At 72.2% G+C, this 24,697-nt stretch carries 23 protein-coding genes and 1 riboswitch; of the genes, 11 read left to right on the top strand and 12 right to left on the bottom strand.

What is annotated here, in order from left to right; all coding sequences use genetic code 11:
* Positions 1-42: 42 nt before the first annotated feature.
* Positions 43-213, bottom strand: a riboswitch (cobalamin riboswitch).
* A gap of 100 nt (positions 214-313) precedes the next feature.
* A complete protein-coding gene (locus OG386_RS06300) occupies positions 314-1,729 on the bottom strand; it encodes a short-chain fatty acyl-CoA regulator family protein (RefSeq protein WP_328787166.1) in 1,416 nt (471 codons plus the stop codon).
* Positions 1,730-2,117: 388 nt separating this feature from the next.
* Here OG386_RS06300 and aceA point away from each other — a divergent pair, with 388 nt between their 5' ends.
* The 3 genes from aceA (at position 2,118) to OG386_RS06285 (ending at position 5,966) form a co-directional block, all read left to right on the top strand.
* Positions 2,118-3,404 (top strand): isocitrate lyase, encoded by a 1,287-nt coding sequence (gene aceA, locus OG386_RS06295; RefSeq protein WP_328787165.1) that lies wholly within the window; start codon positions 2,118-2,120, stop codon positions 3,402-3,404.
* Between the two features lie 85 nt (positions 3,405-3,489).
* On the top strand, positions 3,490-5,082 hold the full coding sequence (gene aceB, locus OG386_RS06290; protein ID WP_328787164.1) for a malate synthase A: 1,593 nt from the start codon (positions 3,490-3,492) through the stop codon (positions 5,080-5,082).
* Positions 5,079-5,966, top strand: coding sequence for a 3-hydroxybutyryl-CoA dehydrogenase (locus OG386_RS06285; RefSeq protein WP_328787163.1), 888 nt, complete (start codon positions 5,079-5,081; stop codon positions 5,964-5,966). The genes aceB and OG386_RS06285 overlap by 4 nt, the downstream gene beginning before the upstream one ends.
* Before the next feature lie 143 nt (positions 5,967-6,109).
* Here the strand turns inward: OG386_RS06285 and OG386_RS06280 are convergent, their stop codons facing one another.
* The gene (locus OG386_RS06280) at positions 6,110-7,042 is read right to left on the bottom strand and encodes an aminoglycoside phosphotransferase family protein (protein ID WP_328787162.1); all 933 of its coding nucleotides are present in this window, start codon (positions 7,040-7,042) and stop codon (positions 6,110-6,112) included.
* A gap of 90 nt (positions 7,043-7,132) precedes the next feature.
* On the opposite strand from OG386_RS06280, the gene OG386_RS06275 reads away from it, so the two are divergent.
* Positions 7,133-8,626 carry a S1 RNA-binding domain-containing protein gene (locus tag OG386_RS06275; protein WP_328787161.1) on the top strand — a complete coding sequence of 498 codons (1,494 nt, stop codon included), beginning with the start codon at positions 7,133-7,135 and terminating at the stop codon, positions 8,624-8,626.
* A gap of 22 nt (positions 8,627-8,648) precedes the next feature.
* Here OG386_RS06275 and OG386_RS06270 read toward each other — a convergent pair whose 3' ends face one another.
* Positions 8,649-9,368: a ZIP family metal transporter gene (locus OG386_RS06270; protein ID WP_328787160.1), complete on the bottom strand. Its 720-nt coding sequence runs from the start codon at positions 9,366-9,368 to the stop codon at positions 8,649-8,651.
* 181 nt (positions 9,369-9,549) lie between these two features.
* Here OG386_RS06270 and OG386_RS06265 point away from each other — a divergent pair, with 181 nt between their 5' ends.
* The 3 genes from OG386_RS06265 to OG386_RS06255 all read left to right on the top strand — a co-directional run bounded on the left by OG386_RS06265 (position 9,550) and on the right by OG386_RS06255 (position 13,234).
* Positions 9,550-12,234: a LuxR C-terminal-related transcriptional regulator gene (locus OG386_RS06265; protein WP_328793175.1), complete on the top strand. Its 2,685-nt coding sequence runs from the start codon at positions 9,550-9,552 to the stop codon at positions 12,232-12,234.
* 157 nt (positions 12,235-12,391) lie between these two features.
* Complete coding sequence (locus OG386_RS06260) at positions 12,392-12,589, top strand: hypothetical protein (protein ID WP_328787159.1); 198 nt, start codon at positions 12,392-12,394, stop codon at positions 12,587-12,589.
* A 180-nt stretch (positions 12,590-12,769) separates the two neighbouring features.
* Positions 12,770-13,234, top strand: a complete 465-nt coding sequence (locus OG386_RS06255) for a DUF7144 family membrane protein (RefSeq protein WP_328787158.1) — start codon at positions 12,770-12,772, stop codon at positions 13,232-13,234.
* A gap of 74 nt (positions 13,235-13,308) precedes the next feature.
* Here the strand turns inward: OG386_RS06255 and OG386_RS06250 are convergent, their stop codons facing one another.
* The 4 genes from OG386_RS06250 to OG386_RS06235 form a co-directional block, all read right to left on the bottom strand.
* A complete protein-coding gene (locus OG386_RS06250; protein ID WP_328787157.1) occupies positions 13,309-13,800 on the bottom strand; it encodes a hypothetical protein in 492 nt (163 codons plus the stop codon).
* Between the two features lie 642 nt (positions 13,801-14,442).
* Positions 14,443-15,156 (bottom strand): class F sortase, encoded by a 714-nt coding sequence (locus tag OG386_RS06245; RefSeq protein WP_328787156.1) that lies wholly within the window; start codon positions 15,154-15,156, stop codon positions 14,443-14,445.
* Entirely contained in the window at positions 15,153-15,977 is an 825-nt protein-coding gene (locus OG386_RS06240) for a hypothetical protein (protein ID WP_328787155.1), read from the bottom strand. Before OG386_RS06240 ends, OG386_RS06245 begins: the two co-directional genes overlap by 4 nt.
* Positions 15,978-16,664: 687 nt before the next feature.
* Positions 16,665-17,261 carry an HD domain-containing protein gene (locus OG386_RS06235; RefSeq protein WP_328787154.1) on the bottom strand — a complete coding sequence of 199 codons (597 nt, stop codon included), beginning with the start codon at positions 17,259-17,261 and terminating at the stop codon, positions 16,665-16,667.
* A gap of 81 nt (positions 17,262-17,342) precedes the next feature.
* On the opposite strand from OG386_RS06235, the gene OG386_RS06230 reads away from it, so the two are divergent.
* Both OG386_RS06230 and OG386_RS06225 read left to right on the top strand, forming a co-directional pair.
* Positions 17,343-17,903, top strand: coding sequence for a hypothetical protein (locus tag OG386_RS06230; RefSeq protein WP_328787153.1), 561 nt, complete (start codon positions 17,343-17,345; stop codon positions 17,901-17,903).
* Positions 17,904-18,242: 339 nt separating this feature from the next.
* Positions 18,243-18,482 carry a chaplin gene (locus OG386_RS06225; RefSeq protein ID WP_266607568.1) on the top strand — a complete coding sequence of 80 codons (240 nt, stop codon included), beginning with the start codon at positions 18,243-18,245 and terminating at the stop codon, positions 18,480-18,482.
* 67 nt (positions 18,483-18,549) lie between these two features.
* Here the strand turns inward: OG386_RS06225 and OG386_RS06220 are convergent, their stop codons facing one another.
* Positions 18,550-19,305 (bottom strand): carbonic anhydrase, encoded by a 756-nt coding sequence (locus tag OG386_RS06220; protein ID WP_443053109.1) that lies wholly within the window; start codon positions 19,303-19,305, stop codon positions 18,550-18,552.
* Positions 19,306-19,363: 58 nt separating this feature from the next.
* On the opposite strand from OG386_RS06220, the gene OG386_RS06215 reads away from it, so the two are divergent.
* A complete protein-coding gene (locus tag OG386_RS06215; RefSeq protein WP_328787151.1) occupies positions 19,364-20,014 on the top strand; it encodes a hypothetical protein in 651 nt (216 codons plus the stop codon).
* 75 nt (positions 20,015-20,089) lie between these two features.
* Here the strand turns inward: OG386_RS06215 and OG386_RS06210 are convergent, their stop codons facing one another.
* The 4 genes from OG386_RS06210 to OG386_RS06195 form a co-directional block, all read right to left on the bottom strand.
* A complete protein-coding gene (locus OG386_RS06210; protein WP_328787150.1) occupies positions 20,090-21,580 on the bottom strand; it encodes a cellulose binding domain-containing protein in 1,491 nt (496 codons plus the stop codon).
* A gap of 179 nt (positions 21,581-21,759) precedes the next feature.
* Complete coding sequence (locus OG386_RS06205) at positions 21,760-22,131, bottom strand: VOC family protein (RefSeq protein ID WP_328787149.1); 372 nt, start codon at positions 22,129-22,131, stop codon at positions 21,760-21,762.
* A gap of 41 nt (positions 22,132-22,172) precedes the next feature.
* Positions 22,173-23,282, bottom strand: a complete 1,110-nt coding sequence (locus OG386_RS06200) for a PP2C family protein-serine/threonine phosphatase (RefSeq protein ID WP_443053107.1) — start codon at positions 23,280-23,282, stop codon at positions 22,173-22,175.
* A gap of 125 nt (positions 23,283-23,407) precedes the next feature.
* A complete protein-coding gene (locus OG386_RS06195; protein WP_328787147.1) occupies positions 23,408-24,229 on the bottom strand; it encodes a LysR substrate-binding domain-containing protein in 822 nt (273 codons plus the stop codon).
* A 58-nt stretch (positions 24,230-24,287) separates the two neighbouring features.
* Between OG386_RS06195 and OG386_RS06190 the strand changes: the two genes are divergently transcribed.
* Positions 24,288-24,692: a DUF5997 family protein gene (locus tag OG386_RS06190; RefSeq protein ID WP_328787146.1), complete on the top strand. Its 405-nt coding sequence runs from the start codon at positions 24,288-24,290 to the stop codon at positions 24,690-24,692.
* Positions 24,693-24,697 lie beyond the last annotated feature (5 nt).

Genomic DNA, 24,697 nt, shown 5'->3' with positions numbered 1-24,697 from the left:
GGTACAAACCGGTGCCATGCGTGTCTGCTCCATCCTCGTGGACAACACGGAACATCCGCGGCCGGTATCCTGACTCCCGGATCCCCGCGTGCCGCCCGCCTTCCCGACAGACCTCGTCAGTGGCGTGTGGATGGCAGCACACTCCCCGGTCACAGTGGCGGGACCGTGCCGGTTTCTCACCGGCTTCCCTGCACCGCGGACCTTGTGCCACGAACATATAGTTGGACGTCCTAGTAAGTCCAGAGCCGCCACCGCGCGCCTTCCGTCCGGCCCCGCCGGCCGCGCCCTCCGCGGCCCGCGGCCTGACGTCCGCTCAGTCCCGTGCGGTGACCGGGTTCCTGGTCACCGGGTACGGGACGAAGGTGCTGCTGTTCTCGTCGACGGCCAGCGCCCGCCCGAGCGGCGGTACGGCCCGCTGCGGACAGTCGAGGCGTTCGCAGAGGCGGCAGCCCATGCCGATGGGGGTGGCGGCCGCCGTGTTGTCGAGGGCGAGCCCGTCGGCGTACACCAGCCGTGAGGCGTGCCGGATCTCGCAGCCGAGCCCGATCGCGAAGGTCTTGCCGGGCTCGCCCCAGCCTCCGCGGTGGCGGGTGACGGCCCGGGCGGTCCACAGGTACCGCTGCCCGTCGGGCATGGCGGCCACCTGGACGTGGATGCGGCCGGGCGCGGCGAAGGCCTCGTACACGTTCCACAGCGGGCAGGTGCCGCCCGCGCGGGAGAAGTGGAATCCGGTCGCCGACTGCCGCTTCGACATGTTCCCGGCCCGGTCCACCCGGACGAAGGAGAAGGGCACCCCGCGCAGCCTGGGCCGTTGCAGGGTGCTGAGGCGGTGGCAGACCGTCTCGTAGCCGATCCCGAAGTGGTCGGTGAGTCGCTCGATGTCGTAGCGGAACTCCTCGGCGGCCGAATGGAAGGCGCGGTACGGGAGGATGAGCGCGCCCGCGAAGTGGTTGGCGATGCCGATCCGCGCGAGGGCGTGGACGGGGGTGCCGGGCGGGAAGTCCTCGGCGGCCAGCCGGTCCAGCTCGGCCCCGTACTCGATCAGCGCCAGCTGCGTGGCCATCCGGAACGCCTGCTGTCCCGGCCGGAGCCGGTTCGACAGGTGCAGTACCCGGGCGGCGGGGTCGTAGTGGTGCAGCCGGTCGGAGTCCGTGGCCGTCCGGATCCCGTGCCGGTCGCCGAGCCGGCGGGTCAGTGCGCGGATGACGTCCCCCGGGCGGATGCCGATCTCGGCGGCGAGGTCTTCGGCGGCCACGTCGGTGTCGTGGAGGTAGTTCTGCCGGCGGTAGAAGAACTCGCGGATCTCCTCGTGGGGCGAGCGCGGGCTGTCGGTGGCCACGTCCCGGCCGTCGGCGGCGTGGGCGAGGCGCTCGGTCAGGAGCTGGCTGCGCCGGCCCAGGTCCAGCAGCACCGAGGCGACCGCGGGCATGCGGGTGGCCAGTTCGGCCAGGTCGGAGGGGGAGACGCGGGCCTGCGCCACCTCGTTCGCGAGCGCCTCGCGCAGGTCGGCGACCAGTCGGCTGGTGTCGCGTTCGGAGAAGAAGCCCGGATCGACGCCGAAGGCCTCGGTGAGCCGCAGCAGGACCGGAACGGTGAGCGGCCGGGAGTCGTGCTCCATCTGGTTGAGGTAGCTGGGGGAGATGGCGAGCACCCGGGCCAGGTCGGCCTGGGTCATCCGCCGCTCCTCGCGCAGCCGCCGCAGCCGCGCTCCCGCGTACGTCTTGCTCACCGCACTCCCTCACCGTCTGCCGGGCCGGACACGCGCCGCCAGGATACGGCGATCTTCGCGACCGATGGTCTTCGCAACCTTGGCAATTCCGGGGCCGAAGATTCGCAGACCTTGGCAGATGTACGTCCTTGATGGCACTCGGTGTCAGTGTCAGAGTCGGTGCTGCGGCCCGCCGGACACGGTGGCCGGGACGAACCGACTGGCCCGATTCACGCCCTGATTTCGGCCGTCCAGACAGTTCGCCCCGGCGGCTCGGCAGCATTGCTCAGCTTCGGCCCATGGCCGGGTTCGGCGGCCGCATCTCCCTACCAGGCACAGAGTGCCAACGCATCGGGTCCACGGCCCGGCCCATTGGCAAGACAAGCGACGGATGGAAACGGTGACGGTCATGGCAGAGGCGAACACGACGGCGGCGGCCGAGCAGCTCAAGCAGCGGTGGGCCGACGACCCCCGCTGGGCGGGCATCGAGCGCACCTACACGGCCGAGGACGTGGTGCGGCTCTCGGGCAGCGTCCGCGAGGAGCACACCCTGGCCCGGCGCGGTGCCGAGCGGCTGTGGCGACAGCTCCACGAGCAGGACTACATCCACGCCCTCGGCGCGCTCACCGGCGGCCAGGCGGTCCAGCAGGTGCGCGCCGGACTCCAAGCGATCTACCTCTCCGGCTGGCAGGTGGCCGCCGACGCGAACCAGGCCGGGCACACCTACCCGGACCAGAGCCTGTACCCGGTCAACTCGGTCCCGCAGGTGGTGCGCAGGATCAACAACGCGCTGCTGCGCGCCGACCAGATCGCCACCGCCGAGGGCGGCACCGACACGACGGACTGGCTCGCGCCGATCGTCGCGGACGCCGAGGCCGGCTTCGGCGGCCCCCTGAACGCCTTCGAACTCACCAAGGCGATGATCGCGGCGGGTGCGGCCGGCATCCACTACGAGGACCAGCTGGCCTCCGAGAAGAAGTGCGGCCACCTCGGCGGCAAGGTCCTCGTCCCGACCGCGCAGCACGTCCGCACCCTCAACGCGGCCCGTCTGGCAGCCGACATCGCCGACGTCCCGACCCTGATCATCGCCCGTACGGACGCCCTCGCCGCCACCCTGCTGACCAGCGACGTGGACGAGCGCGATGCGGAGTTCTGCACGGGCGAGCGCACCGCGGAGGGCTTCTACCACGTCCGGGGCGGAATGGCTCCGGTCATCGCCCGCGGCCTCGCCTACGCCCCGTACGCCGACCTGATCTGGGTGGAGACCGGCACCCCGGACCTGGAGCAGGCCCGCGAGTTCGCCGAGGCGATCCACGCCCAGTACCCCGACCAGATGCTGGCCTACAACTGCTCGCCGTCCTTCAACTGGAAGGCCGCGCTGGACGACGACCAGATCGCCAAGTTCCAGCGGGAGCTCGGCGCGATGGGCTACCGCTTCCAGTTCATCACCCTGGCCGGCTTCCACTCGCTCAACCACGGCATGTTCGACCTCGCCCGCGGCTACGCCGAGCACGGCATGACCGCCTACGTCGACCTCCAGGAACGCGAGTTCGCCGCCCAGGCCCAGGGGTTCACCGCCGTCAAGCACCAGCGCGAGGTCGGCACCGGCTACTTCGACCTCGTCTCCACCGCCGTCAACCCGGCCTCCTCCACCACCGCGCTCTCCGGCTCCACCGAGGAAGAGCAGTTCCACTAGGGGACGCCGCGGCGACTCCGTCCGACGGGTGCCCGGGGGACTTACCCCTCGGGCACCGCCCACCGAACCCGCTGAGGAGAACTGCATGCCCCTCTCGTCCCTGACCAGCAGCGTCCAGGTCCTCGGTGCGCCCGGTGAGCGCCACGAGGAGATCCTGACCCCCGAGGCCCTGGAGTTCATCGGCCGGCTCGACACCGCGTTCGCGGACCGCCGCCTGGAGGTCCTCAAGGAACGCGACCGCCGCTCGGGCCACCTGGCCGGCGGCACCCCGCTCGACTTCCCGCTCGCCACGCGGGCCCTGCGCGAGGACCCGCACTGGCGCGTCGCCCCGCCCGCGCCCGGCCTCACCGACCGCCGGGTCGAGATCACCGGCCCGCCCGAGCGTCGGATGGCCGTCAACGCCCTGAACTCCGGTGCCAAGGTCTGGATGGCCGACTTCGAGGACGCCACCGCCCCGACCTGGACCAACGTCATCGGCGGCCAGCTGACCCTGCTCGACGCCATCGAACGGCGCATCGACTTCACCACCCCGGAGGGCAAGGAGTACCGCCTCGGCGAGCAGCTCGCGACCATCATGGTCCGACCGCGCGGCTGGCACCTCCTCGAAGAGCACCTGGAGATCGACGGCCGACCCCCGTCCGCGTCCCTCGTCGACTTCGGCCTGTACTTCTTCCACTGCGCCCAGCGGCAGATCGACGCGGGCCACGGCCCGTACTTCTACCTGCCCAAGCTGGAGAACCGGTACGAGGCGCGCCTGTGGAACGACGTCTTCCTCCTCGCCCAGGAACTCCTCGGCATCCCCCGCGGCACCGTCCGCGCCACCGTCCTCATCGAGACGATCACCGCCGCCTTCGAGATGGAGGAGATCCTCCACGAGCTGCGCGAGCACAGCGCGGGACTGAACGCGGGCCGCTGGGACTACCTGTTCAGCCTGATCAAGACCTTCGGCCACCGCACCGACTTCCAGCTGCCCGACCGGGCCAAGGTCACCATGACCGCCCCCTTCATGCGCGCCTACACCGAGCTGCTGGTCCGCACCTGCCACCGGCGCGGGGCCCAGGCCATCGGCGGGATGGCCGCCCACGTCCCCAGCCGGGACGCGGAGGCGAACGCCGCCGCCCTCGCCAAGGTCCGCCTCGACAAGGAGCGCGAGGCCGAGGACGGCTTCGACGGCTCCTGGGTGGCCCACCCCGGACTGGTCCCCGTCTGCCGCGAGGTCTTCGACGGCGTCCTGGGGGAGCGGCCGAACCAGCTGGACCGGACCCGGGAAGACATCGAGGTCACGGCCGCCGACCTGCTGTCCGTGCGCCGGATCGCGGCGCCCCCCACCCGGGAGGGCATCCGCTCGAACGTCGCCGTGGCCCTGCGCTACTTCGACGCCTGGCTGCGCGGCAGCGGCGCCGTGGCCCTGTACGGCCTGATGGAGGACGCCGCGACCGCCGAGATCGCCCGCGTCCAGATCTGGCAGTGGCTGCGCCACGACCTGGCCGACCGGGCGGCGGTCCTCGACCTCCTCGACGCCGAATGCGCGGCACTGGAGGAGGAGGACCCGCGGGCCCGGGTCGCCGAGGCCCGGGAGGTCTTCGTGAACACCGCGCTCACCCCCCGCCTGCCCGCCTTCTTCACCCCCGAGGCCTACACCCGCCACCTCGTGCGCCGGACGGAGAACCCCTCATGACCACGTCGATCGCGCCGATCGCGACGATCCACCGGGTCGGTATCGTGGGCGGCGGCCAGATGGGCGCCGGCATCGCCGAGGTGTGCGCCCGCGCCGGCCTCGACACCGTCGTCGCCGAGTCGGACGCCACCGCCGCCCGGGTCGCCCGGGAACGCGTCGCCGTCTCCCTCGAACGGGCCGTGCAGCGCGGCAAGTTGGACCGGATCTCCGCCGAGGACGCCCTGGCCCGGCTCGTCTTCACCGGCGACCTGGAGGACCTCGCCGACCGGCAGCTCGTCATCGAGGCCGTCACCGAGGACCCCGAAGCCAAGATCGAGGTCTTCGCCGGCCTCGACAAGATCGTGGCGGACCCGGAAGCGATCCTCGCCACGAACACCTCGGCCATTCCGATCATGCGCCTGGGCATGGCCACCGGCCGCGCCGACCGGGTCGTGGGCCTGCACTTCTTCAACCCCGTACCCGTCCTGCCGCTCGTGGAGGTCGTCTCCTCCCTCCACACCTCGCGCGCCACCCTCGACGCCGTGGAGGCCTTCGCCCGCGACGCCCTGGGCAAGACCACCGTCCGCTCCCAGGACCGGGCCGGCTTCGTCGTCAACGCGCTGCTGATCCCGTACCTGCTCTCGGCCATCCGCATGGCCGAATCCGGGTTCGCCGCCCCCGAGGACGTGGACGCCGGAATGGAACTGGGCTGCGCCCACCCGATGGGCCCGCTCAAACTCGCCGACCTGATCGGCCTGGACACCGTCGCGGCCATCGCGGAATCCCTCTACGAGGAGTTCAAGGAACCCCTGTACGCGCCGCCGCCGCTGCTCCAGCGGATGGTGCAGGCGGGTCTGCTCGGCCGCAAGAGCGGCCGCGGGTTCCACACGTACGGCCGGGGCTGAGGGGCCCCGGCGGGTCTCCAGGGCAGAGGGTGCGCCGGAGACGTACGGGAACGGCGCGGGTGGGGCGAGTGGTGTCGCCGCACCCGCGCCGCACCGCGTACGGGGGGTACGGGGGCGCGGGGGTACGGGATCGCAGGCTGCGATCAGGCGGGCCGCGTCAGCAACTGCGCGAGGTGGTCGGCGAATTCCGTGATCCGGTCGAGCAGCGGGCCACCGCGGGCGACCCGGAATCCGTGTCGACGCGCCCAGAACGCGGCTTGAACCGCGTGGAGTTGGGCCCAGCGCCGGACGCGTTCGCGCTCGAGCTCCGCGGCCTCGACGAAGACGTCCACGGTGCGGTGGACCGCCTTGCCGAGGTCCTCGGCCCCGATGAGGGACAGTGCGCGCGTCTTGAGCAGCGTGCCGCCGTCGTAGGCGGGATCCCCAACGTAGCCCTTGGGGTCGACCGCGAGCCACGGCTCCCGGTCCGCCCGCAGGACGTTCCGGGCGTGGAGGTCGCCGTGGATCAGGACGTCCGGCTGGGTGCGCCCCAACTCGCGCACGGTCGCCACGGCCGCGTCCACCACGTACCGCGGCAGCGCGTGCGCCAACTCGTCCTCATCTTTGCGTAGTTGCTCCTCCCAGGAATCGGCCTGCTCCCGCAGCCGGGGGAGGTGGGCCGGCGCCGGGACGGCCAGCCGGCGGCTGAGCCGCCCCGCCACCGTCACCACCTCGTCGCCGTCCTCGACCCCCTCCAGCGTCACCGACCGGACCCGCTCGAGCAGCATCGCGAAACGCTCGTCGTCGCGCTCGTGCAACAGGACGGCCCCGCGCCCGCCCCACGCCTCGAACGCGTCCGGCTCGTGGACGTTGCCGGGATGCGGGAAGGAGACCTTCAGCACGGCCGGCTCCGCGGCCCGCCGCAGCACCGGAACGATGACCCCGACACCCCCGTGCATGACCTCGCCGTCCGGTACGCACTCCCAGCGTGCCAGTAACTCATCGACGATTGACGGAAGTTCGGCGAGCCACGTGGCTCCGGCCGCTCCCTCGCGCTCGACCGTGGCGCGCATGAAGATCTCTGGTGTCTCGATCATCCCGGTACCCTACGCTGGGCCGCATGATCCAACTTTCTGTCCGTCCGCGACCGGCCCTCCGGGCAACTTCGAGCCGCCGGGGGCGCTGAGATGCCGCCCTTCACCTACCGGCTCACCCCTGCCGCGGCCGTCCCCTTCGACATCCGGGAGCAGGTGGCCGAGGCCTTCGTCGCCGCCGCGAGACGCTTCGCCCTTCGAGCCGGCATCGACCGGCTGACGATCGACAACCCGATGGCGCGGGGGTTCTTCTCCTTCCGATCCCGTCCGGCCCCGAGCGCGCCGGAGCTGGCGGGGCTGTTTCCTCCCGACCGGCCCGGCTCGTCCGGCCCGCTCCCACCGTCCGATTTCCACGACGGCGCGCGCGTTCCGCTCGACACCGGCCTGGAACTGCTGCGGGCCGTGCTGCTGCGCGAGGGCCCCTGGTGCCGGCTGCACACCGAGGAAGGGTTCTTCCTTCACGTCGGGGAACGGCACGACCTCTACGTCGGGGGGCCGGCGCCGTACGCGGAGGTCGCGGCGCACGCCCGCCGATCGGGGCTGACCGTCGAACCGGTCGAACGCTCCCCGTACGACCCCGCCCTCGACGAGACCGACCCCCAGCCGCCCGCGGACGCAGCCTTCTGGACGGCGGTCCACAGCCTGGTCGCCGAGCACGGCGGGGTACTGGTCGAGGAGCGGTACGTCGGCGGCGACCAGCGGTGGCACCGGCCGACCACGGCCGCCGAGATCACCCGGGTACGGGCGCTGCTGACCCCGCGGGCCCGGCTGGCGGTCTGGCCGGACCTGACCGACGACATCGAGGCGGTCCGCGCCGCCGTCCTCCGCTCGGAACGGCTCGAACTCCTGGTCCAGCAGGACCCCGACGGGAACATGCGTTGGTCGCGCATCGCCGAGCCGTGGATGGGCCGCACCGACTACTCCCACCCGGCGATCAGGGCCGGAGCGCACCGACGGGCCGGCCTGGTCCCGCTGGCACCGGCCGATCGCCGGCCCCTGCTCTGCGGAGTGCTGCCGGACGCCGACGGCGTCGTACGGGCCCGCTGGCGCACCAACCGCACCCCGGCCGACGAGCGGCGGACCCTGCTCGGCTCGCTGCGGACCGGGGACGTGGTGACCGGCACCGTCGTGAGCGGTCTGGACGACGTCGGCGTGCACGTGGACCTGGACTTGGACCTGGACCTGGACCACGAGTGGCAGCGCCCCATGGGCTTCCTGCGCGTCTCCGAAATGTCCTGGGAGCACTTCGAGGACGTGGCCGAGGTGGCCCCGATCGGCCGGCGGATCCGCGCCGAGGTCTTCCACGTCGACCTGGAGTGGGAGCGCGCGAGCCTGTCCGTCAAAGCACTGCTCCCGGACCCCCGGCGCGCCTTCGTCCGAGCCCACCAGGTCGGAGACCGCCTCACGGGCACCGTCACCAAGATCATTCCGTTCGGTGTGTCCGTGCGCATCGCCCCGGGTGTCGACTGCGTGGTCCACGAGAGCGAGTTTTCCGGCAGGACCTTCGAGGTGGGGGACGACGTACGCCTCACCCTGCTCGGCGTGAACCTGGAGCCGCGCTGGATCGGCTTCACCCCGGAGGTCTGAGCGAGCGGCCGCCGGTGGTGCCTCACTCCAGGAGGGAGAGCGCCCCGGCGGCCGCGAAGCCGAGCACGGTCGACAGGCCCGCGAGCCTGCGGCCCAACTCGAAGGCCTCCGGCATCATCGAGTTCGCGAGCATGGTCAGGACCGCCCCGGCCGCGAACGCCTGCACCAGCCGCCCCTCGGTGCCGGGTACGAACCCCACCAGCCCGTAGCCCAGCGCGGCGCACGCGCCCGAGATCGCGGTGATGCCCCACCAGATCCGGTACACCACACCCGGCGGGCGGCCCTCCTCCCGCATGCCCGCGGTGGCGCCGAGGCTCTCGGGAAGGTTCGACAGGAACACCGCCGCCAGGAACGGCACGCTGATCGAGCCGCCGGCGGCCAGGCCCATCCCCAGCACCAGGGACTCGGGTATCCCGTCGAGCAGGGCACCGAGCACGATGGAGCGGTTCGCGTTGTGCGCGCTCCCGGCCGATCGCTGCGCCGTGGCCTTCTGCGCGAGGGCTCCGTCGAGGAGGAAGAAGGTCAGGGCGCCGACCCCGACGGCCAGGAAGTCCCATGCGCTCTCGAAGCGCTCCTCGGGCACCAGCTCGTACGCCACGGCCGCGATCAGTGCTCCCGCCCCGAACCCCAGGACCAGTCCGGTCACCCTCGTCGACGGACGGCAGCGCAGCGCCAGCCAGGCGCCGATGACCAGGGAGAATGCTGCGAGCGCGCCCCATCCGGCCGCCGCGAGAGCGTTCATCGGACCTCCTGGACGGCCGTCCCGCAGGGGGAAGGCGAGCGGTGCCCATGCTCCGGGCCGCCGGGCGCCCCGGCATCACCCGGACCAGGTGACACGACTGGTGATCACCACCGATCACCGGTTCAGTGGTGAGCGTGGGCCGATCACAGTCCGTACCCCCGCGGGAACCCCGGTGACCTCCATGGACCACCGGGCCCCGACCGGCGACCCCATGCTCACGGCCAGGTTCGCCCCTCCGGCCGTGCCGAAGCTGCTGGTCCACCGGCCCGAGCTGCTGGGGCGGCTGACGGCCGGGGCGCAGGGGCCGCTCACCCTCATCAACGGCCCGGCCGGGTCGGGCAAGACGGTGCTCACCGCCCACTGGGCGGCCGACGGGCGCGCGCCGCGTCCCCCCATGTGGCTCACCGTCGAACCCGACGACGCCCCCGGTGCCTTCTGGGCTTACGTCCTGGAGGCCCTCCACCGGGGCGGGGTGGCACTGCCGGCCGCGGTGGGCAGGCCGACCCGCGCCGAAGGGGTGACCCGCTCGTTCCTGGTGCGCCTGGCGGACGGGCTGGCCGCATCCACGCAGCCCGCGGTCCTCGTCCTCGACCAGTTCGACACCGCCCAGCCGCCCGCGACGAGCGAGGGACTGGACTTCGTGCTCCGGCACGCGGCCGGAGGCCTGCGCATCGTGCTCACCAGCCGATCGGACTCCCTGCTGCCCCTGCACCGCTACCGGGCGGCCGGTGAGATCACCGAGATCCGGCACGCCGACCTCAGGTTCACCGATGCGGACGCCGAGGCGCTGCTGGGCGAGCACCGGCTGGACGTCTCACCCGCCGGAATCCGCCTGCTGATGGAGCGGACCGAGGGGTGGGCGGCCGGGGTACGCCTGTGCGCCCTGGCGATGCAGCGCAGCGCCGACCCGGAGGCGTTCCTGCGCCAGTTCGCGGCCGACCGCACCACGATCGCCGACTACCTCCTCACCGAGGTGCTCGATGCACAGTCGCCGCCCACCCAGGACCTGCTGCTGCGCGTCTGCGTCACGGACCGCGTCCACCCGGACCTCGCGGACGCGTTGACCGGCCGGGACGACGGCGCACGGACCCTGGCGGGACTGGCCCGCGACAACGCGTTCCTGGAGCAGATCGACGCCTCCGCCTGGTACCGGCTGCACCCCCTGTTCGCCGAGGTCCTGCGCGCCCACCTGCGGCAACGCTGCCCCGGGCTCGAACCCCGGTTGCACGGGCGGGCGGCGCGCTGGCTCGCCCGGACCGGGCGGCTCACGGAGGCGGTGCTCCAGGGCGCCGCCGCCGGGGACTGGCAGTTCGCGGCGGCACAGCTGGTCGACAACCTGGCGATCGGCCGCCTCCTCACCGGCCTGGAGGCCGATCAGCTGGGCCGGGCCCTCGCCGGGATGCCGACCGGGACGACCGCAGTGGCGCCCGCGCTGGTCGGAGCGGCCTGCCGGCTGGCCGAACAGGACCTGCCCGGATGCGAGGCCGCACTGCGGCGGGCGGACGCCGCCCTGGCGGACGCACCCCCTGCGGACGGTTCGCTCACGGACCCGTGCGGTCCGGCGGCTCGGTTCGCCCGTGCCTTCCTCGGCGTGCTCGCCGGACGCCCGGCCGATGACGTGACGGCCGTCGAACGGGCCGCCGCCGATGCCGAACGGCTGCTGCGCGAGTTGCCGCCGCACCTGGTCGCCGAGCGCCCCGAGCTCCGCGCCCTGCTGCTGGCGCACCTCGGCGCCGTCGAGCTGGGTGCGGGACGCCTGGACCGGGCCGAATCCACGCTCACGGCCGCAGTCGCCGCGTGCGGGGAGCCGGGCACGGAGTCCCCGCACTGCGGCGCCCTCGGTTCACTGGCCCTGACCGAACTGCTGCGCGGCCGGTTGCGGCAGGCGGCCGCCCACGCCCGCGCCTCGCTGGCCGTCGCCGAGCGGTCCGCCCTTCCGCCCGAGCACCGGGCCGCGACCGTCCACCTCGTCCTGGCGGGCGTGGCCCTCGAGCAGGACGACCTGCCGGCCGCCCGCCGCCACTTCGACCTGGCCACCGCGGCGCCCGGGCCGCGCCCGGATCCCGCGACCGCCGTTCGGGCCGCCGTCATCGGGGCCCGGATCTCGGTGGCCGAGGGCGACGGGGACGCCGCGCTCGCCGCGCTGCGCGCGGTCGACCCGGAGGAACTGCCCGCCTGGGCGGTGGACGAGCTGGCCGTGGCCGAGTCGGCCGTACACCTGGCCCGCGACGACGCCGCCGGGGCCCTGCGGGTCCTGGACGCGGTGGAGGCCCCGGACGGCGACCGGCCGGAGCGCGCGGTGGCCCGGGCCAGGGCCCTGCTGGCCGCCGGCCGCGGCGCGTGCGCGGCGGCGGCGCTGGGGGGCGTACCGGGAGACGGCGGCGTCACCACCCCGGTACGGGCCCGCGCGTGCCTGCTCCGCGCGCAGATCGCCGCGGCGGACGGCGAGTCCCAGGAGGCGCACCGGCACCTCGGCGAGGCGCTGGCGCTCGCCCGCCCCGAGGAACTGCGCCGGGTGTTCGTCGAGAGCGGGCCGTGGGTGCGCCGGACCCTGGGCCAGGACCCGCGTTGGGCGCGGTCGCACGGCTGGCTGATCCCCCGCGCCCCGGGCCGTACGGCCCGTACGGCCCGTATGGCGCGTGCGCCGCAGGCCGACGGGCAGCCGGCAGTGGTGGAACCGCTGAGCGCGCGGGAGACCGAGGTGCTGCGCAAGGCGGCGGATCTGCTGTCCACCGAGGAGATCGCGGCCGAGCTGTACGTGTCCGCCAACACGGTCAAGACCCATCTGAAGAGCATCTACCGCAAGCTCTGCGTCACCCGGCGCAGCGAGGCCGTCCACCGGGCGCAGGACCTCGGGATGCTCTGAGCCGCGAGCGGGCCGCCGGGGACGCGCTTCTCGCCCGCACCGGGCGATGCCGAGCGCGGGGCGGGGGCCGACGATGGCGTGGGAAGCCGGGAGCAGCCCGGGCCCTCGCACCGGCCCGGGCTGCGCCGCCTTCGTTCCGAGAGGAGTGAGTGCTCTCATGCGCTACGAATTCCGCATCTCGGGGGTCGTACCGGACACGCTCGCCGCGAGCTTTCCCGAGCTCGACCGGACCCCCGTACCGGAGCAGACGCTCCTGTTCGGCAGCGTGGCGGACGAGGCCCACCTGTACGGGCTCCTCACCCGCTTCCAGTCCCTGGGCCTGCGGGTGCTCGAAATGCGCCGGCTGCCCGCCTGAGCGGGAGCTGCCGGGCGTCCGCGCGGCGGCCCGGGGCGGGTTCGGGTGAAGACCACCCGCTTCGGGTGATCACGGGAACCGGACCGCCGGACGACACTGCGATGTGGGCACCGAAGCCTGTGACCGACGAGCCGGAGCAGGACGGTCCTGCGCTGTACCGCCAACTGTGAGGTGAATTCCATGGGCCAGCCGACACCGACCGGGGGAAACTGGAACACCGGCCCTGCGCCGGGCAGCAACGCACCGTCGTTCCCAAGCGGCGACGGCCAGGGCGCGGGGAACGTGGGCACGATGTTCGCCGCGGTCCTCCTCCTGGTGACCGGCTGCCTCGCGATATTCCAGGGCATCGCGGCCATCGCCAACGACGACGTCTACGCGCGCATCGGCAGCTACGTCTTCGAATTCGACCTCACGGCGTGGGGTTGGATCCACCTCATCGTCGGGATCATCGTCGTCCTCACCGGGGTCGGCCTGTTCGCCGGGTCGAACCTGGCCCGGGGCGCCGGTATCGCACTGGCCGGCATCAGCGTGATCCTCAACTTCATGTGGCTGCCGTACCAGCCCTGGTGGTCGATCATCATCATCGCGATCGACGTGTTCATCATCTGGGCGCTGTGCACGACCTGGACGCACGCCACCGACTGACGCGAGCCAGGTGCGGCACCCGATCCGGCGACGGGTCGGGTGCCGCCGCGTCAAGACGGCGTACGGGCCACCCCCTAGCCGTTCGGATGCAGGAAGTAGGCGGGCTTGCGTACGGTGAGGGTGTCGGCCATGGCCCTCAGGTCCTCGTCGGAAACGGTCGGCCCACCGCCATCGAGGAGAACGACGGCGCCTTCGCGTCGCGCGATGTAGCGGATGGCCCCGGACCGGGAGGAGCGCCAGGTATCGGGGGCCACCTGTTCGCACGGGCCCGCGTCGATCTGTGTGACACCGCGGTAGACCCCGCACGCGTCCGGGGGTGCGAAACCGGCGACCGGCGGGGCGACGGTCACCCAGATGCCGAGCCGCTCCCGGTCGGCGGCGCTGGTCTCCACCGGCCTCGGCAGCAGGAGGTAGCCGAACGTGCCGCTGTAGGCGTTGGCCTCGGGGAAGAACATTCGGTAGCCGCGCAGCTCGGGGGCCAGCAACGGGACCTTGGAGGCGGCGAGTTGCCGTTCGGTGTACTGCGAGATGCTGTGTTCGCCGAGGGCTCCCGTCAACGGCCACATCAGCAGCAGTGGCGCCCAGCACGCCCCAGCGCCGGAGGGAGCCGACGGCGGGCAGTGCGACGGCTGCCGCGGCCGCGTAGGCAGCGGCCAGCACGAGCGGTATCGCGTACGAAGCCAGGAGGGACCCGCCCCCCGCCCGGGAGAACAGGTACTCGACCGCCCCTGCCAGTACCCCGCCCAGAGCGGCCACCCGCCAGGCGGGACGGAGGCCTGCCACGCGCAGCAACACCCAGCCGGCCACCGTGGTGACGAGCGGGATGACCGCGAGCATCAGCAGTCCGAACCCCAGGCACCCCCAGGGCTCCTCGCTGTGGCACAAGTCGTCGAAGTCCCAGGGCAGCACCGCCACCAGGAGCCATAAGGCGCCCAGCAGCGCACCCACACCGGCGGGCCGGGCCAACGGGTCGAGCACCGCCCGGGCTCCGCGCTCCCTTGCCCCGCCGCTCCCGACGCCGCGTTCCTCCACGGTCGCACCCATGCCTGTCGTCCCCCTCGATGAAGATCCGTTCCGGTGCTCCATCGTGGTCTTGCAGTCATGCTCACGCCATGAGTACGGATACTCATCCGGCCGGGCGGGGCCGGGCCCGTCAGCCGCAGTGGGGCGCTGCGGCCGACGGGCGTGTTCCCGGCCCGACGTCGTGGCTAGGCGGCGCCCGTCATGCGGGCGTACACCACCACGTTGCTGTCGTAATAGTGCTTCTGCGGGTCGAAGTTGCCGCCGCAGGTGACCAGGCGCAGGCCCGCGTGGTCGATGTTCTTGTAGACCTCCAGAGTGGGGAACTCGGCCTTCGGGTACTCCGCGACCTTGTCCACCGTGAACGTGACCGTCTTGCCGTCCTGTCGGGTCACCTTGATGGTGTCACCGCCCTTCATCGTCTTCAGCTTCTCGAACACCGCGGATGCGCCGTTCCACGTGACGTGCCCGGCGATCACGGCCGGTCCTGTGGAGCCGGGGGTCGGCCCGGGCTCGTACCAGCCCGCGAGCGCGGGGTCCTTCGGGGTCTGCATGGTGCCGTCCGGGTTCTGTTGCAGCGTCTCCAAGGAGCTGGACAGATTGAGGGACGGGATCGAGATCTTCTGCGGCGCCGACCGGGCCAGGGCCTGTTCGGCCTTGCCCGAACCCGCGCCCGCGCCCGTACCGGGGCTCGCGCCGCCCTTCGACGCTTCGGCGGGCGCCTTCCCGGCGGGCGGGGCGGCGGCGGCCGGCGCCCCGCCCTGGGCGTCCTGCCCCGCCGGGGCGGGGGGCTTCGCCGCGTTCTCGCCGCCGCCGCACCCCGAGAGGAGGAGCCCGGCGAGGACGACGGCTGCCAGCGGGCCTACGGTTCGGCGGCGGAGCCGCGCGGGTGCCGTCTTCACGCGCCGCCCCCGGTGGTCTCCCGGCGGACGGGGCCGATACCGGCCCGCTTCCGCCCGATGATCACGGCGCCCGCCACCACCGCGAGCACGGTCATCGCCACGCCGTCGCGCACCGTCACCGGTACCGCCGTGTGCTCTTCGGTGCCACCGCCGGTCTCGATGCCGCCGACGGGGATCGACCCCACCGCCGCGCCCTTGACCTCTCCGCAGTTGGTCGGAGCCGTGGCCTCCTGGGGCAGCTTCGGATCGAGTTCGCTCTTGCCGGCCCCCTCGAAGTCGTACTTCTTGTTCTTGTTGCGGTCGATGCCGTGCTGCACGACGTGCAGGTCCTTGATGTGGGTCACCACGTCCTGGCCGACTTCGATCGTCCGCTTGTAGCGGATCGTGCCCTGCGCATCGGCGACCGGCATGCGCAGCACGTCGAGGCCGCTGGTGGGCTTGGTGTCCCCGCCCGTGGTGAGCGAGATGTTGATGTCGCCGTAGTCGTGCGTGGCCTCGGTGTTGCTGAGGACCCCGTCGCCGTCCTTGTCATCGGTCATGTCCGGGCAGTGGAAGTCGTGCCCCTTCGTCGAGCCGTGCAGGTGCTGGGCCGACGGTTGACCGGGCACCATGCCCTTGGACTCGATCTGGACGGTGAGCTGGTTGCCCTTGATGGTCAGCATGACCGTACCGCTGGAGCCCGAGTTGTTCAGCTGCGCCAGGTCGATCTGGTACGCCTTTCCGCCCTCCGCGAGAGCTGGTCCGGAAAGGCCGAGGGTCAGGGCCACGGCGGCGGGTATGGCGGCGAGAACCACGTGGCGACCGGCGCGCTTGACTATCACATTCGCTCCTGTTCCGTGGATCCCCAGGACGGGAATCGCAGATCGTACGGGATTACACGAGGCCCTGGAGAGGCTCTCGCTCCTCCTTCGGTGCCCCAACGCCTGCGGATGGGTGCCCATTTGAAAAATTTCAGGTGAGTTTTTTCGGCTGCGGAAGAGGGGCAGCTTGCAGAGGCCCTCCGGAACCGGCGCAATTCCGTGTGCGGTGCACGTCGGAACGCGCTCGCGTGGCAACCGGATCATCGCGTCGCCCAGGACGCGGCCCAAGGTGGGTTCCCTCGACGGTGCACGTCAGCGGCTCGTATCAGGCCGCAGCGGGGACTCCGCCGAGGAGTGGGGAATTAGTTGAACGAAACGCACAGCGCAAACGCAGGGAGGAGGTCGGGGAATCCCTCCTCCCTGCGCCTGGATCGGCGTTGCACCCGCCTATCGGCACAGTCCGCGGCGGGGCCGAGTGCGTCAGGTGGAGGAGTCGGAACCTGGTCTCCCTGTAAGTAATCTGACCGCTATCCATTCGATTCTGCCGCATCTACGCACGCGCATACACCGCCTTCGACATCATTCCGGTGGTCGACGGTGGCATGATCCCCGTCGCCCGTCCGGTCCGGTTCGGTCTCGACCTTTGTAGTCGTCCCGGCGGCGACCGGACGAATAGTTGACCTCTGATGCTAAGAAATGCCGTCAGGGCTACGCGTGCTCCGGGAAGGACGCCTGGAAGGCGAGCCGGCCGTCGGCACCCTCGCCGATGCGCGTCAGCAGATCGTCGAACGCGAGGTACTCCTCCCAGTGTTGGCCGCCCGTCGCCTGCGCCAGGCGCGCGATCACGAGGTCTTCGAGTTCTTGGAGGCGCTTGTTCTTCCAGACCTTGTCGGCCGTGCTCACCAGCAGGTCCTCCAGCGTCGTACCGGGAGCCGTCCACGAGGCGTGGGTTCCGGCGAACCGGGCCAGTTCCGGGCCGAACCCGTGGGCCGACAGCAGCTCGCGGCCCGCCCCTTCGTGCGAGGAGCCGGGCCCGGACAGTTCTGCCGTGTGCACGGTCTTGCCGATGTCGTGGGTCGCCGCCCCGAAGAGCACGGCCGCGCGGTCGACGGCGATCCGCGGATGGCGACGGTCCATCCAATCGACCAGTTCGACCGCCACGTCGTGGACGACACGCAGATGGGCGGCCAGCCGCGGCGGTGCGTCGAGGGACCGGAGCAGGTCCACCACCGGGGACGGGAGCGGCCGGAGCGGCGGATCGGTAGGGGAGTGCAGGGCCTGGGACAAGGCATCAGAGAGGGGCATCGAGGCAGACTACCGACGGGGTTCCGGCCCCCGGGCGTCCAACCGGCCTACGAGGGACGGCGCTTACTACCATCTCCCCTCATGATCACATGGGTCGTCACCATCGTCCTGGCGTTCGTCGGCTACACCGTCACCTACCTCAACGGCCTGCGCCTGGCCCAGCGACAAGAGCGCCTCGCGCGCGTCAACCGGCAGCTCAGCGAACTCTACGGACCGCTGTTCGCCCTCACGGAGGCCAACGGCCGCATCTTCGGCGCGTTCATGGAGCGGCACGCCCGTTCCGACGGCCGATCGCCCTTCGTCCATGAGCTCCCGCCGACCGAGGAGGAACTCGCGGAGTGGCGGCTGTGGGTCAAGACCGTCTTCCTCCCGAACATCCAGCGGATGCGCGACCTCGTCATCAAGCACGCCGACCTCTTCGGCGAAGCGGAAATGCCGCCGATCCTGCTTCAACTCTGCGCCCACGTCTCCGGCTACGAGATCACGGTCGCCCGGTGGGAGCGGGGGAGTTACGGCGAGCACCAGTCCGTGGTGCCCTTCCCCAGCGAGGAGATAGCCGCGTACGCGCGGAACGGGTTCGCCGGACTGAAGCGGGAACAAGGCCGGCTCCTCGGGCGACGGCGGAACAGTGGCCGATCTTGATCGTCGGGATCCCGCAGCTCCGCCAGCCGGGCCCGGTGCGTCCCGGTGGACGAACGCGGTCCCCGCCGGAGCCACCCGGTTGCGGCAACGGCGCGGTGGTGAAATCCGTCCGGGGCACACGACCGGGGTTTCAGTCGGACGGTCTAACGAGCAGCCCGGGCCGCCCGGGCTCGACCGTGCTCCCGTACCCCCGAACGGAGGCGCGGGTCCACCTATTCGAGGGAACCGGCCGGTCGCAACCGGGCTGGGAGGCCGTCAGCTGCCGAAGTAGAGGGCGACGACCCCGCTCGGGGCCGTGCGGTGCTCCGGCACCGCTGTGCGGTTACAAGGAGATGTCACGTGTCGCGTGTTCTGAAGAGTGCGGGTCTTGCCCTGGTGCTCGGCCTGGCGGTCATCGGCGGTGCGTCCTCGGCGTCCGCCGACGCCAACGCGGAGGGCTTCGCGGTCGGCTCGCCGGGTGTGCTTTCGGGCAACGTGGTCCAGATCCCGATCCACATTCCGATCAACCTGTGCGGCAACAGCATCAACGTGATCGGCGCGCTCAACCCGGCCGCCGGCAACGTCTGCGTCAACGCCTGACGGTCGCGAACCGTGGCCCGTTCCGATCGGAGGCTCGGCCGGGACGGGCCCGCACGCGCCGCCGCCGTCAGGCCAGGGTGCGTACGTGCTGGTCGCGCAACTCGTAGCGGGCGGCGAGCACGGCCAGTTCGCCGGTGACCACCTTCCCCGCGAGGTCGGGCTCGGCCGCGAGCCGTCTGCGGACGTTGCGCACGTGTGCGTTGATCGTCGCGTCGACGCGGGCCTCGCCGTACTGACCGTGATCGATGGAAGGCCGTATCTGATCGGCCAGGTACTGGACATGCGCGGGGAGCGGCTCGCCCGACGCGTCGGCGTGGACCACCGCCGAGACTGCCCCGCACGACTGATGGGCCAGGACGAGCACGAGCGGTATGCGCAGCTCCAGGACTCCGTACGCGATGCTTCCCAGAACCGCCTCGTCCAGCACCTCGCCCGCCGACCGCACGGTCAGTAGATCACCCAGCCCCTGGTCGAAGACCAGCTCGGGCGGAACGCGCGAATCGACACAGCCCAGCACGAGCGCGAAGGGCTGCTGGCCCTGGACGACCCGGCGGCGCACGGCCGCGGACTCGTGCGGATGGTCCTGGTGCCGGGCCCGCCACCGCTGGTTGCCGGCCGCCAGCCGGCGCAGGGCCTGCGCGGGTGTGGTCACGGGCGCGGTGCCTTCCGGATCCCATGGGGCGGCGAGGGCGGGAAAGGCCGCGGCGAGGGTCAGACCCGTTCCGGCGGCTGCGGTCACGGACGGGCCGAAGCCTCGCGCGCCAGCCGCCCGGCCGCCCGGCCGCCCAGCCTCACCGCCGCCGAGCCGTCCGACCATCGGCATTTCGGCCGACCCGGGCCCGCGTGCGAGGCTTGGGCGGCACCCGGGAGGAGACATCACGATGCACGCGCCGAGCCGGCCGGAAGACCTAGAACACCCCGAACTGCTGTGGGCCAGGGCGGTGACCATGGCCATGGTGGACACCGCGTGCTCGACGCGCACCGAGTTCGCCCTCGACGACGACGGGTTGTGGTGCCACTCCACCGGCGGGGACGGCTGGTGGCGCCTGACCATGGTGGAGGACGGGCGCGCGGTGTTCTGCGGCCAGGACCCCGACGGCAGCCACACCCACGTCGGCGGAGAGCAGATCGACTTCCTCGAGGGCGGCCCCGACTGGCTGCCCTGGGAGCTCCTTCGCGATGACGCCGCCGGCAATCTCTTCGGCTTCGTCTACTGGTGGGAGAACGGCGCGTGGCACCGCATCCCGTACCCGGACGAGGTGCGCGAGGACGGACTGGACGGGGCCGCTGCCTGGGTGGGCTCGGACGAGGAGGAGTTCCTCGGCCTCACCGTGTCCTCGTTCGACGCACCGTACGCGCTGGAGCGGAGCCTGACCGAGGCCGTCGCCCGGTTCGCGGCGCTGGCACGGGAACGCAAGGCCGACGCGGGCGCGGTGGCGGCGCTGCTGGCGGCGGCCCACACCGAAGGCCGCCCGGCCCCGCGCCTCGACGCGGCACTCGACTTCGCCGCCCGCGCGGGCATCCTCGCGTAGGGCCACGGCCGACGGGCCCGCCGCACGCCAAGTGCGTAGGGCCCGTCCGCCGTTCCCCCTTCGGTCCGCGCGCGCCTACTTGAGCGCGGAGAACGCCTTGGTGAAGGCCAGCGGCTGCTGGAGGATCGAACTGCACGTCGCGTCCGCGTGGTTGACGGCCCCGGCCGCGCACTGCTTGTCCCGCGTGGAGGACCACATGGCCAGCCGGCCGATCCCCTTCGACGCGGCGAACTGCACGAGCTGCGTCGCGTCCTCCACCGTGAAGACCTCGCTCGCGACATCGTTCACGCCGATCATCGGCGTGACGGCCACGGCCTTCCACGCCGCCGCCTCGGACAGCCCGAGCACGCCCTTGATCTGCGCCTGCGTCGCCGTCGCGGCCTGGATCGCGTACTGCCCCATGTCCCCGCTGTACGCCGGGCCGTAGTCCATCGCCATGATGTTGACGGCGTCGACGCGCACACCGTTCTTCTTGGCGTCGGCCAGCAGCGCCACACCCGGCTGGGTCAGGCCCTCGGGCATCACGGGCAGGGTGAAGGCGACGTCCAGGCCCGGGTGGGACTTCTGCAGCCGGGCGATGGCCTGCGCGCGGCGCGCGTTGGCCGCCGTGTCCGGCAGGGCCGCCCCCTCGATGTCGAAGTCGACCTTGGTGAGCCGGTACTGGTCGACGACCTTCCCGTACGCGGCGGCCAGCTCGTCCACGGTGGCGCAGTTCAGCGCCAGTTCGTGACCGGCGGCCCCGCCGAACGACACCCGTACGTCGCCGCCCTTGGCGCGCAGCGCACCGATCTGGGCGGCGACCTTGTCGTTCGCGAGATCCGTGACGCCGCCCCACAGCGGGGCGCAGCCGCCGCCGGAGGTGATGAAGGCCAGGTGGAACTCCTTCACACCGGTCTTCGTCGCGGTGTCGACCAGGTCGTAGGCGGGGTACAAGGAGGTGTCCACGTACGGGGCGAAGCGCGCGCCGGCGCCCCCGGGGGCGGGAGTGCTGGTGGGGGCGGTCGCGGTGGGGGAGGGCGACGTGCTCCCGGTGGGCTTGGCGGACGTGGTGGGTGCGGTCGGGGCCGGGCTCGCCGTGACGGTGGGCCGGACGGTGGGGCGCCCGCTGGGCTGGGCCGTGGCGCCCTGGTCCACCGAGCACTTCACCCCGTTGATCAGGCACCCGGTGGGGTTGCCGAGGGTGCCGGTTCCGCTCGCGACGAAGCCGACGGTGACGGAGGCCCCGGCCGCCAACTGACCGTTCCAGCTCGCGGGCTTCACGGTCACGCGGCGGCCGGAGACCGTGTGGGTGCCGTTCCAAAGCGAGTCGATCTTCGTGCCCGCCGGCAGGTCGAACTGGAGGGTCCAGTCCGACTGCGCCGTGCCGGTGCTGTTGGTGATGACGTACTGGCCGGTGTAACCGCCGCTCCAGGAACTGGACTTCGTGTACACGGCTCCGACGGAGCTCGCTTGCGCGGTCCCGGTGAGGGCGAAGGCCGCCCCACCGATCACCGCCGCCGCCACGACCGCGCCCGTGACCTTCGCCGTACGGCTCGTCGTGCGCCGGTGCCCGACTGTGCTGCCCATCGCGTGCCTACCTCTGTGTTACTGGGGAGTTGGGGGATCCGGCAGCACGCTAGCCGCACCGAAACGGACATTCGTTCGTTTCGGTGCGGCCCTGATGAGTCTTACGTTCCGCTTAAGGTGGCGGTAAGGACCGGCCAAGGATGCCGAGGACGTGCGTCCTGCTCCCGCGGGTTCCGGCCTCAGCAGTGCGCGGCGTCGATGACGCAGAAACGGTTGCCCTCGGGGTCGGCCAGCACCACGAAATCCGGGTCCTCCGGGTAGGAATCCCAGTCGACGTGCCGGGCGCCCAGGGCGACCAGCCGCTCGACCTCCGCCGCCTGCTCGGCGGCGTCCGCCGCGTACAGGTCGAGGTGGACGCGCGGCCGCTCCTGTACGGGCGTGACGCTGCTGCCGAGCGCCAGGCCCGGCCCGCCGCCGTCGGCCGGGACCAGGACCGTCCAGCCGTCGTCCACCTGGCCGTCACGGGGTACGTACCCCAGCGCCCGGCTCCAGAATTCCGCGGCTCGCCGCACGTCCGCGGCTCCCATGACGATCGTTCCGAGGGTCAGCATGATCCGATTCTGGCAAACCGGGCCCGGCCAGGAGACACGCCCTAAGGTGCCGAGGGCCGCTCGATCGCGACCATCGCCGCGTCGTCGTCCAGGGTGTGGCCGGCCGCGTGCGCGAGCAGGTCCTGGCACAGCAGGTCCAACAGCGCCTGCGGGCGCAGTCCCGACCATGCGCTCACGCGTCGCGCCAGCGGGTAGAAGGTACCCGCCGGGTCGCGCGCCTCCAGGACACCGTCCGTGTACAGGAGCAGGACGTCACCCTCGGCGAAGGCGAAGGTCTGCGCGGTGACCGCAGACGCCACGAGCCCGGCGAGTCCCAGCGGCGGCGCGGGCCGCTCCACCTCCAGCTGCTCGGCGCCGCCCGCGCGCAGCACGAGCAAGGGCGGCGGATGACCGCAGCTGACGAGGTGCAGCACCGGCTCGGCGTCGGGGATCTCCAGGACGGCCGCGGTCACGAAGCTCTCGCCCTCGTCCCCGGCGCCGTCCAGGTCCCCGGAGACCGCCGCCTCCAGGTAGTCCACCAGGCCCGGCAGTCCGGCCTCCTGGTGGGCGGAGGCCCGGAAGGCGCCCAGGACGAGCGCGGCGTCCCCGACCGCCTCCAGCCCCTTGCCCCGGACATCGCCGATGATCAGCCGCGTGCCGGTGGCCGTCCGGGCGGCGGCGTACAGATCGCCGCCGATCTGGGCCTCGGCCGCGGCGGCCAGGTACACGGACGCGACGCCCAGCGGGCCGATCCGGTCGGGCAGCGGCCGTAGGACCACCTCCTGGGCCGTCTCCGCCACCGAGCGCAGCTGGGTCAGCTCCTTCTCGTGCTCCTCGCGCAGGTGGGCGAAGAAGGTCACGAACACCGAGATCATCACGAGCGCGATGATCTGGAAGGTGTGGTTCAGATCGGTCAGGCTGGTGCGCGCCGTCGCCACCACCACCTGGGCCAGTACGGCGACCAAACCGACGAAGGCCGTCATCCGGGGTCCCGCGAACGACGCGGTCACCGCAGGTGCGGCGGCCAGGAACGGGCCGAGGTGCACCTCGGGCGGAGCGAGCACGTCGATCAACGTCACGAGGGCGATCAGCGCGAACGGGACCGCCAGCTGTGCGTGGCTCACCTTGGGGGACCGGAGGTGACGGGGGTGCGACGGCGACCGGAGATCCATCCCTCCTGCATACACGCGCGGTGAGCCGGATCCCCGAAGCCAGGCCGTCGCGGTCGGCCCTGCCGGTCCTACGGACGACGGCCGGGCCTTGCGGACGACGAGCGGGCTACGGGCGGCGGCGGGGCCTACGGGCGACGGCCGGGCCTACCGCCCTTGCCGCCCTTCGCACCCTTGCCGCCCTTGGGGCCGCCGGACGCCCCGCGGGGGTTCTTGCCGGCCGGCTTCCCGGACGAGGACTTCCCGGCCCCCGACTTCCGCTGCGCGCCCCCGCCACCGCCGCCGCCCGTACCCGCGTCCGGGCGCTTGCGCTTCGCCTTGGGCTGCGGCGGGGTCGGCGTGCGCCCCCGCGTGCTGTTCACGGTCCGGCCGCGGACGATCCCGATGAACTCCTCCACCAGATCGGTGGTCTCCTCCTGCGGCCACGACAGCGCGACCCGCGAGGCGGGCGCATCGGACACCGGCCGGTAGGTCAGGTCCTTGCGGTGGTGCAGGCGGGCGAGCGACTGCGGGACGACGAGTACGCCCACCCCGGCGGCCACCAGCTCGATCGCGTCCGCCGTCGTCTCGGGCCGCTCGATCGCGGGCTTGCCCGGCAGCTGCTCCCAGTCCAGGGTGTCGTCGAGCGGGTGGAACACGATCTCGTCGGCGAGGTCCTCGGTGGACACCTCTTCCGCAGCGGCCACGAGGTGGTCTTTGGGGACCACGACCACCGTGGTCTCCGTGTAGAGGGGGATCGCGCTGAGGTCGTCGCGGTCGACGGGCAGCCGCACGAAACCGGCGTCGGCTCCGCCCGCCCGCAGCACGCCGCACGCCTCGATCGGGGACACCGCCACCAAGGTCAGCGGGACGTCGGGCAGCCGCTCGTTCCAGATGCGCACCCACTTGCTGGGTGTGACCCCCGGGACATAAGCGAGCCGGAACGAATGGGGTACTTCCGAGCCTGTCACCCCGCAAGGTTACCGGTCGTGGTCGGAGGTAGCGCACACGCTCGATACTCTTGACACCATGACGTCGCACCAGAACACCCAGACGATGAAGCCCGCGACCGCGGCGAAGAAGCTGGGCGTGTACCTCGAGGCCACCCCCGCAGAGTTCCAGGAGGGTGTCGTCTCGCGCAGCGAATTGAGTGCGCTCCAGGCCGATCCGCCCCAGTGGCTGAAGGAGCTGCGCGCCAACGGTCCGCACCCGCGACCGGTGGTGGCGGCCAAGCTCGGCGTGTCCATCGCCGGCCTCGCCCGCGGCGGGGTCACCGAGCCCCTCACCACGGAGCAGATCGAAGCACTGAAGCAGGAGGCCCCCGAGTGGCTCCAGCGTGAGCGCGCCACCCAGGCCGAGGTCCGCAAGGAAACGGTCCGCATCAAGGAGAAGAACGCCGAGAAGGCCGAGAAGGCCCGCGACCAGCGTTCCTGACCCGC

This window comes from Streptomyces sp. NBC_00273 (assembly GCF_036178145.1).
Taxonomy (GTDB): domain Bacteria; phylum Actinomycetota; class Actinomycetes; order Streptomycetales; family Streptomycetaceae; genus Streptomyces.
Note: the sequence above shows the minus strand (reverse complement) of the source record. Positions and strands in the feature narration are given on the sequence as shown.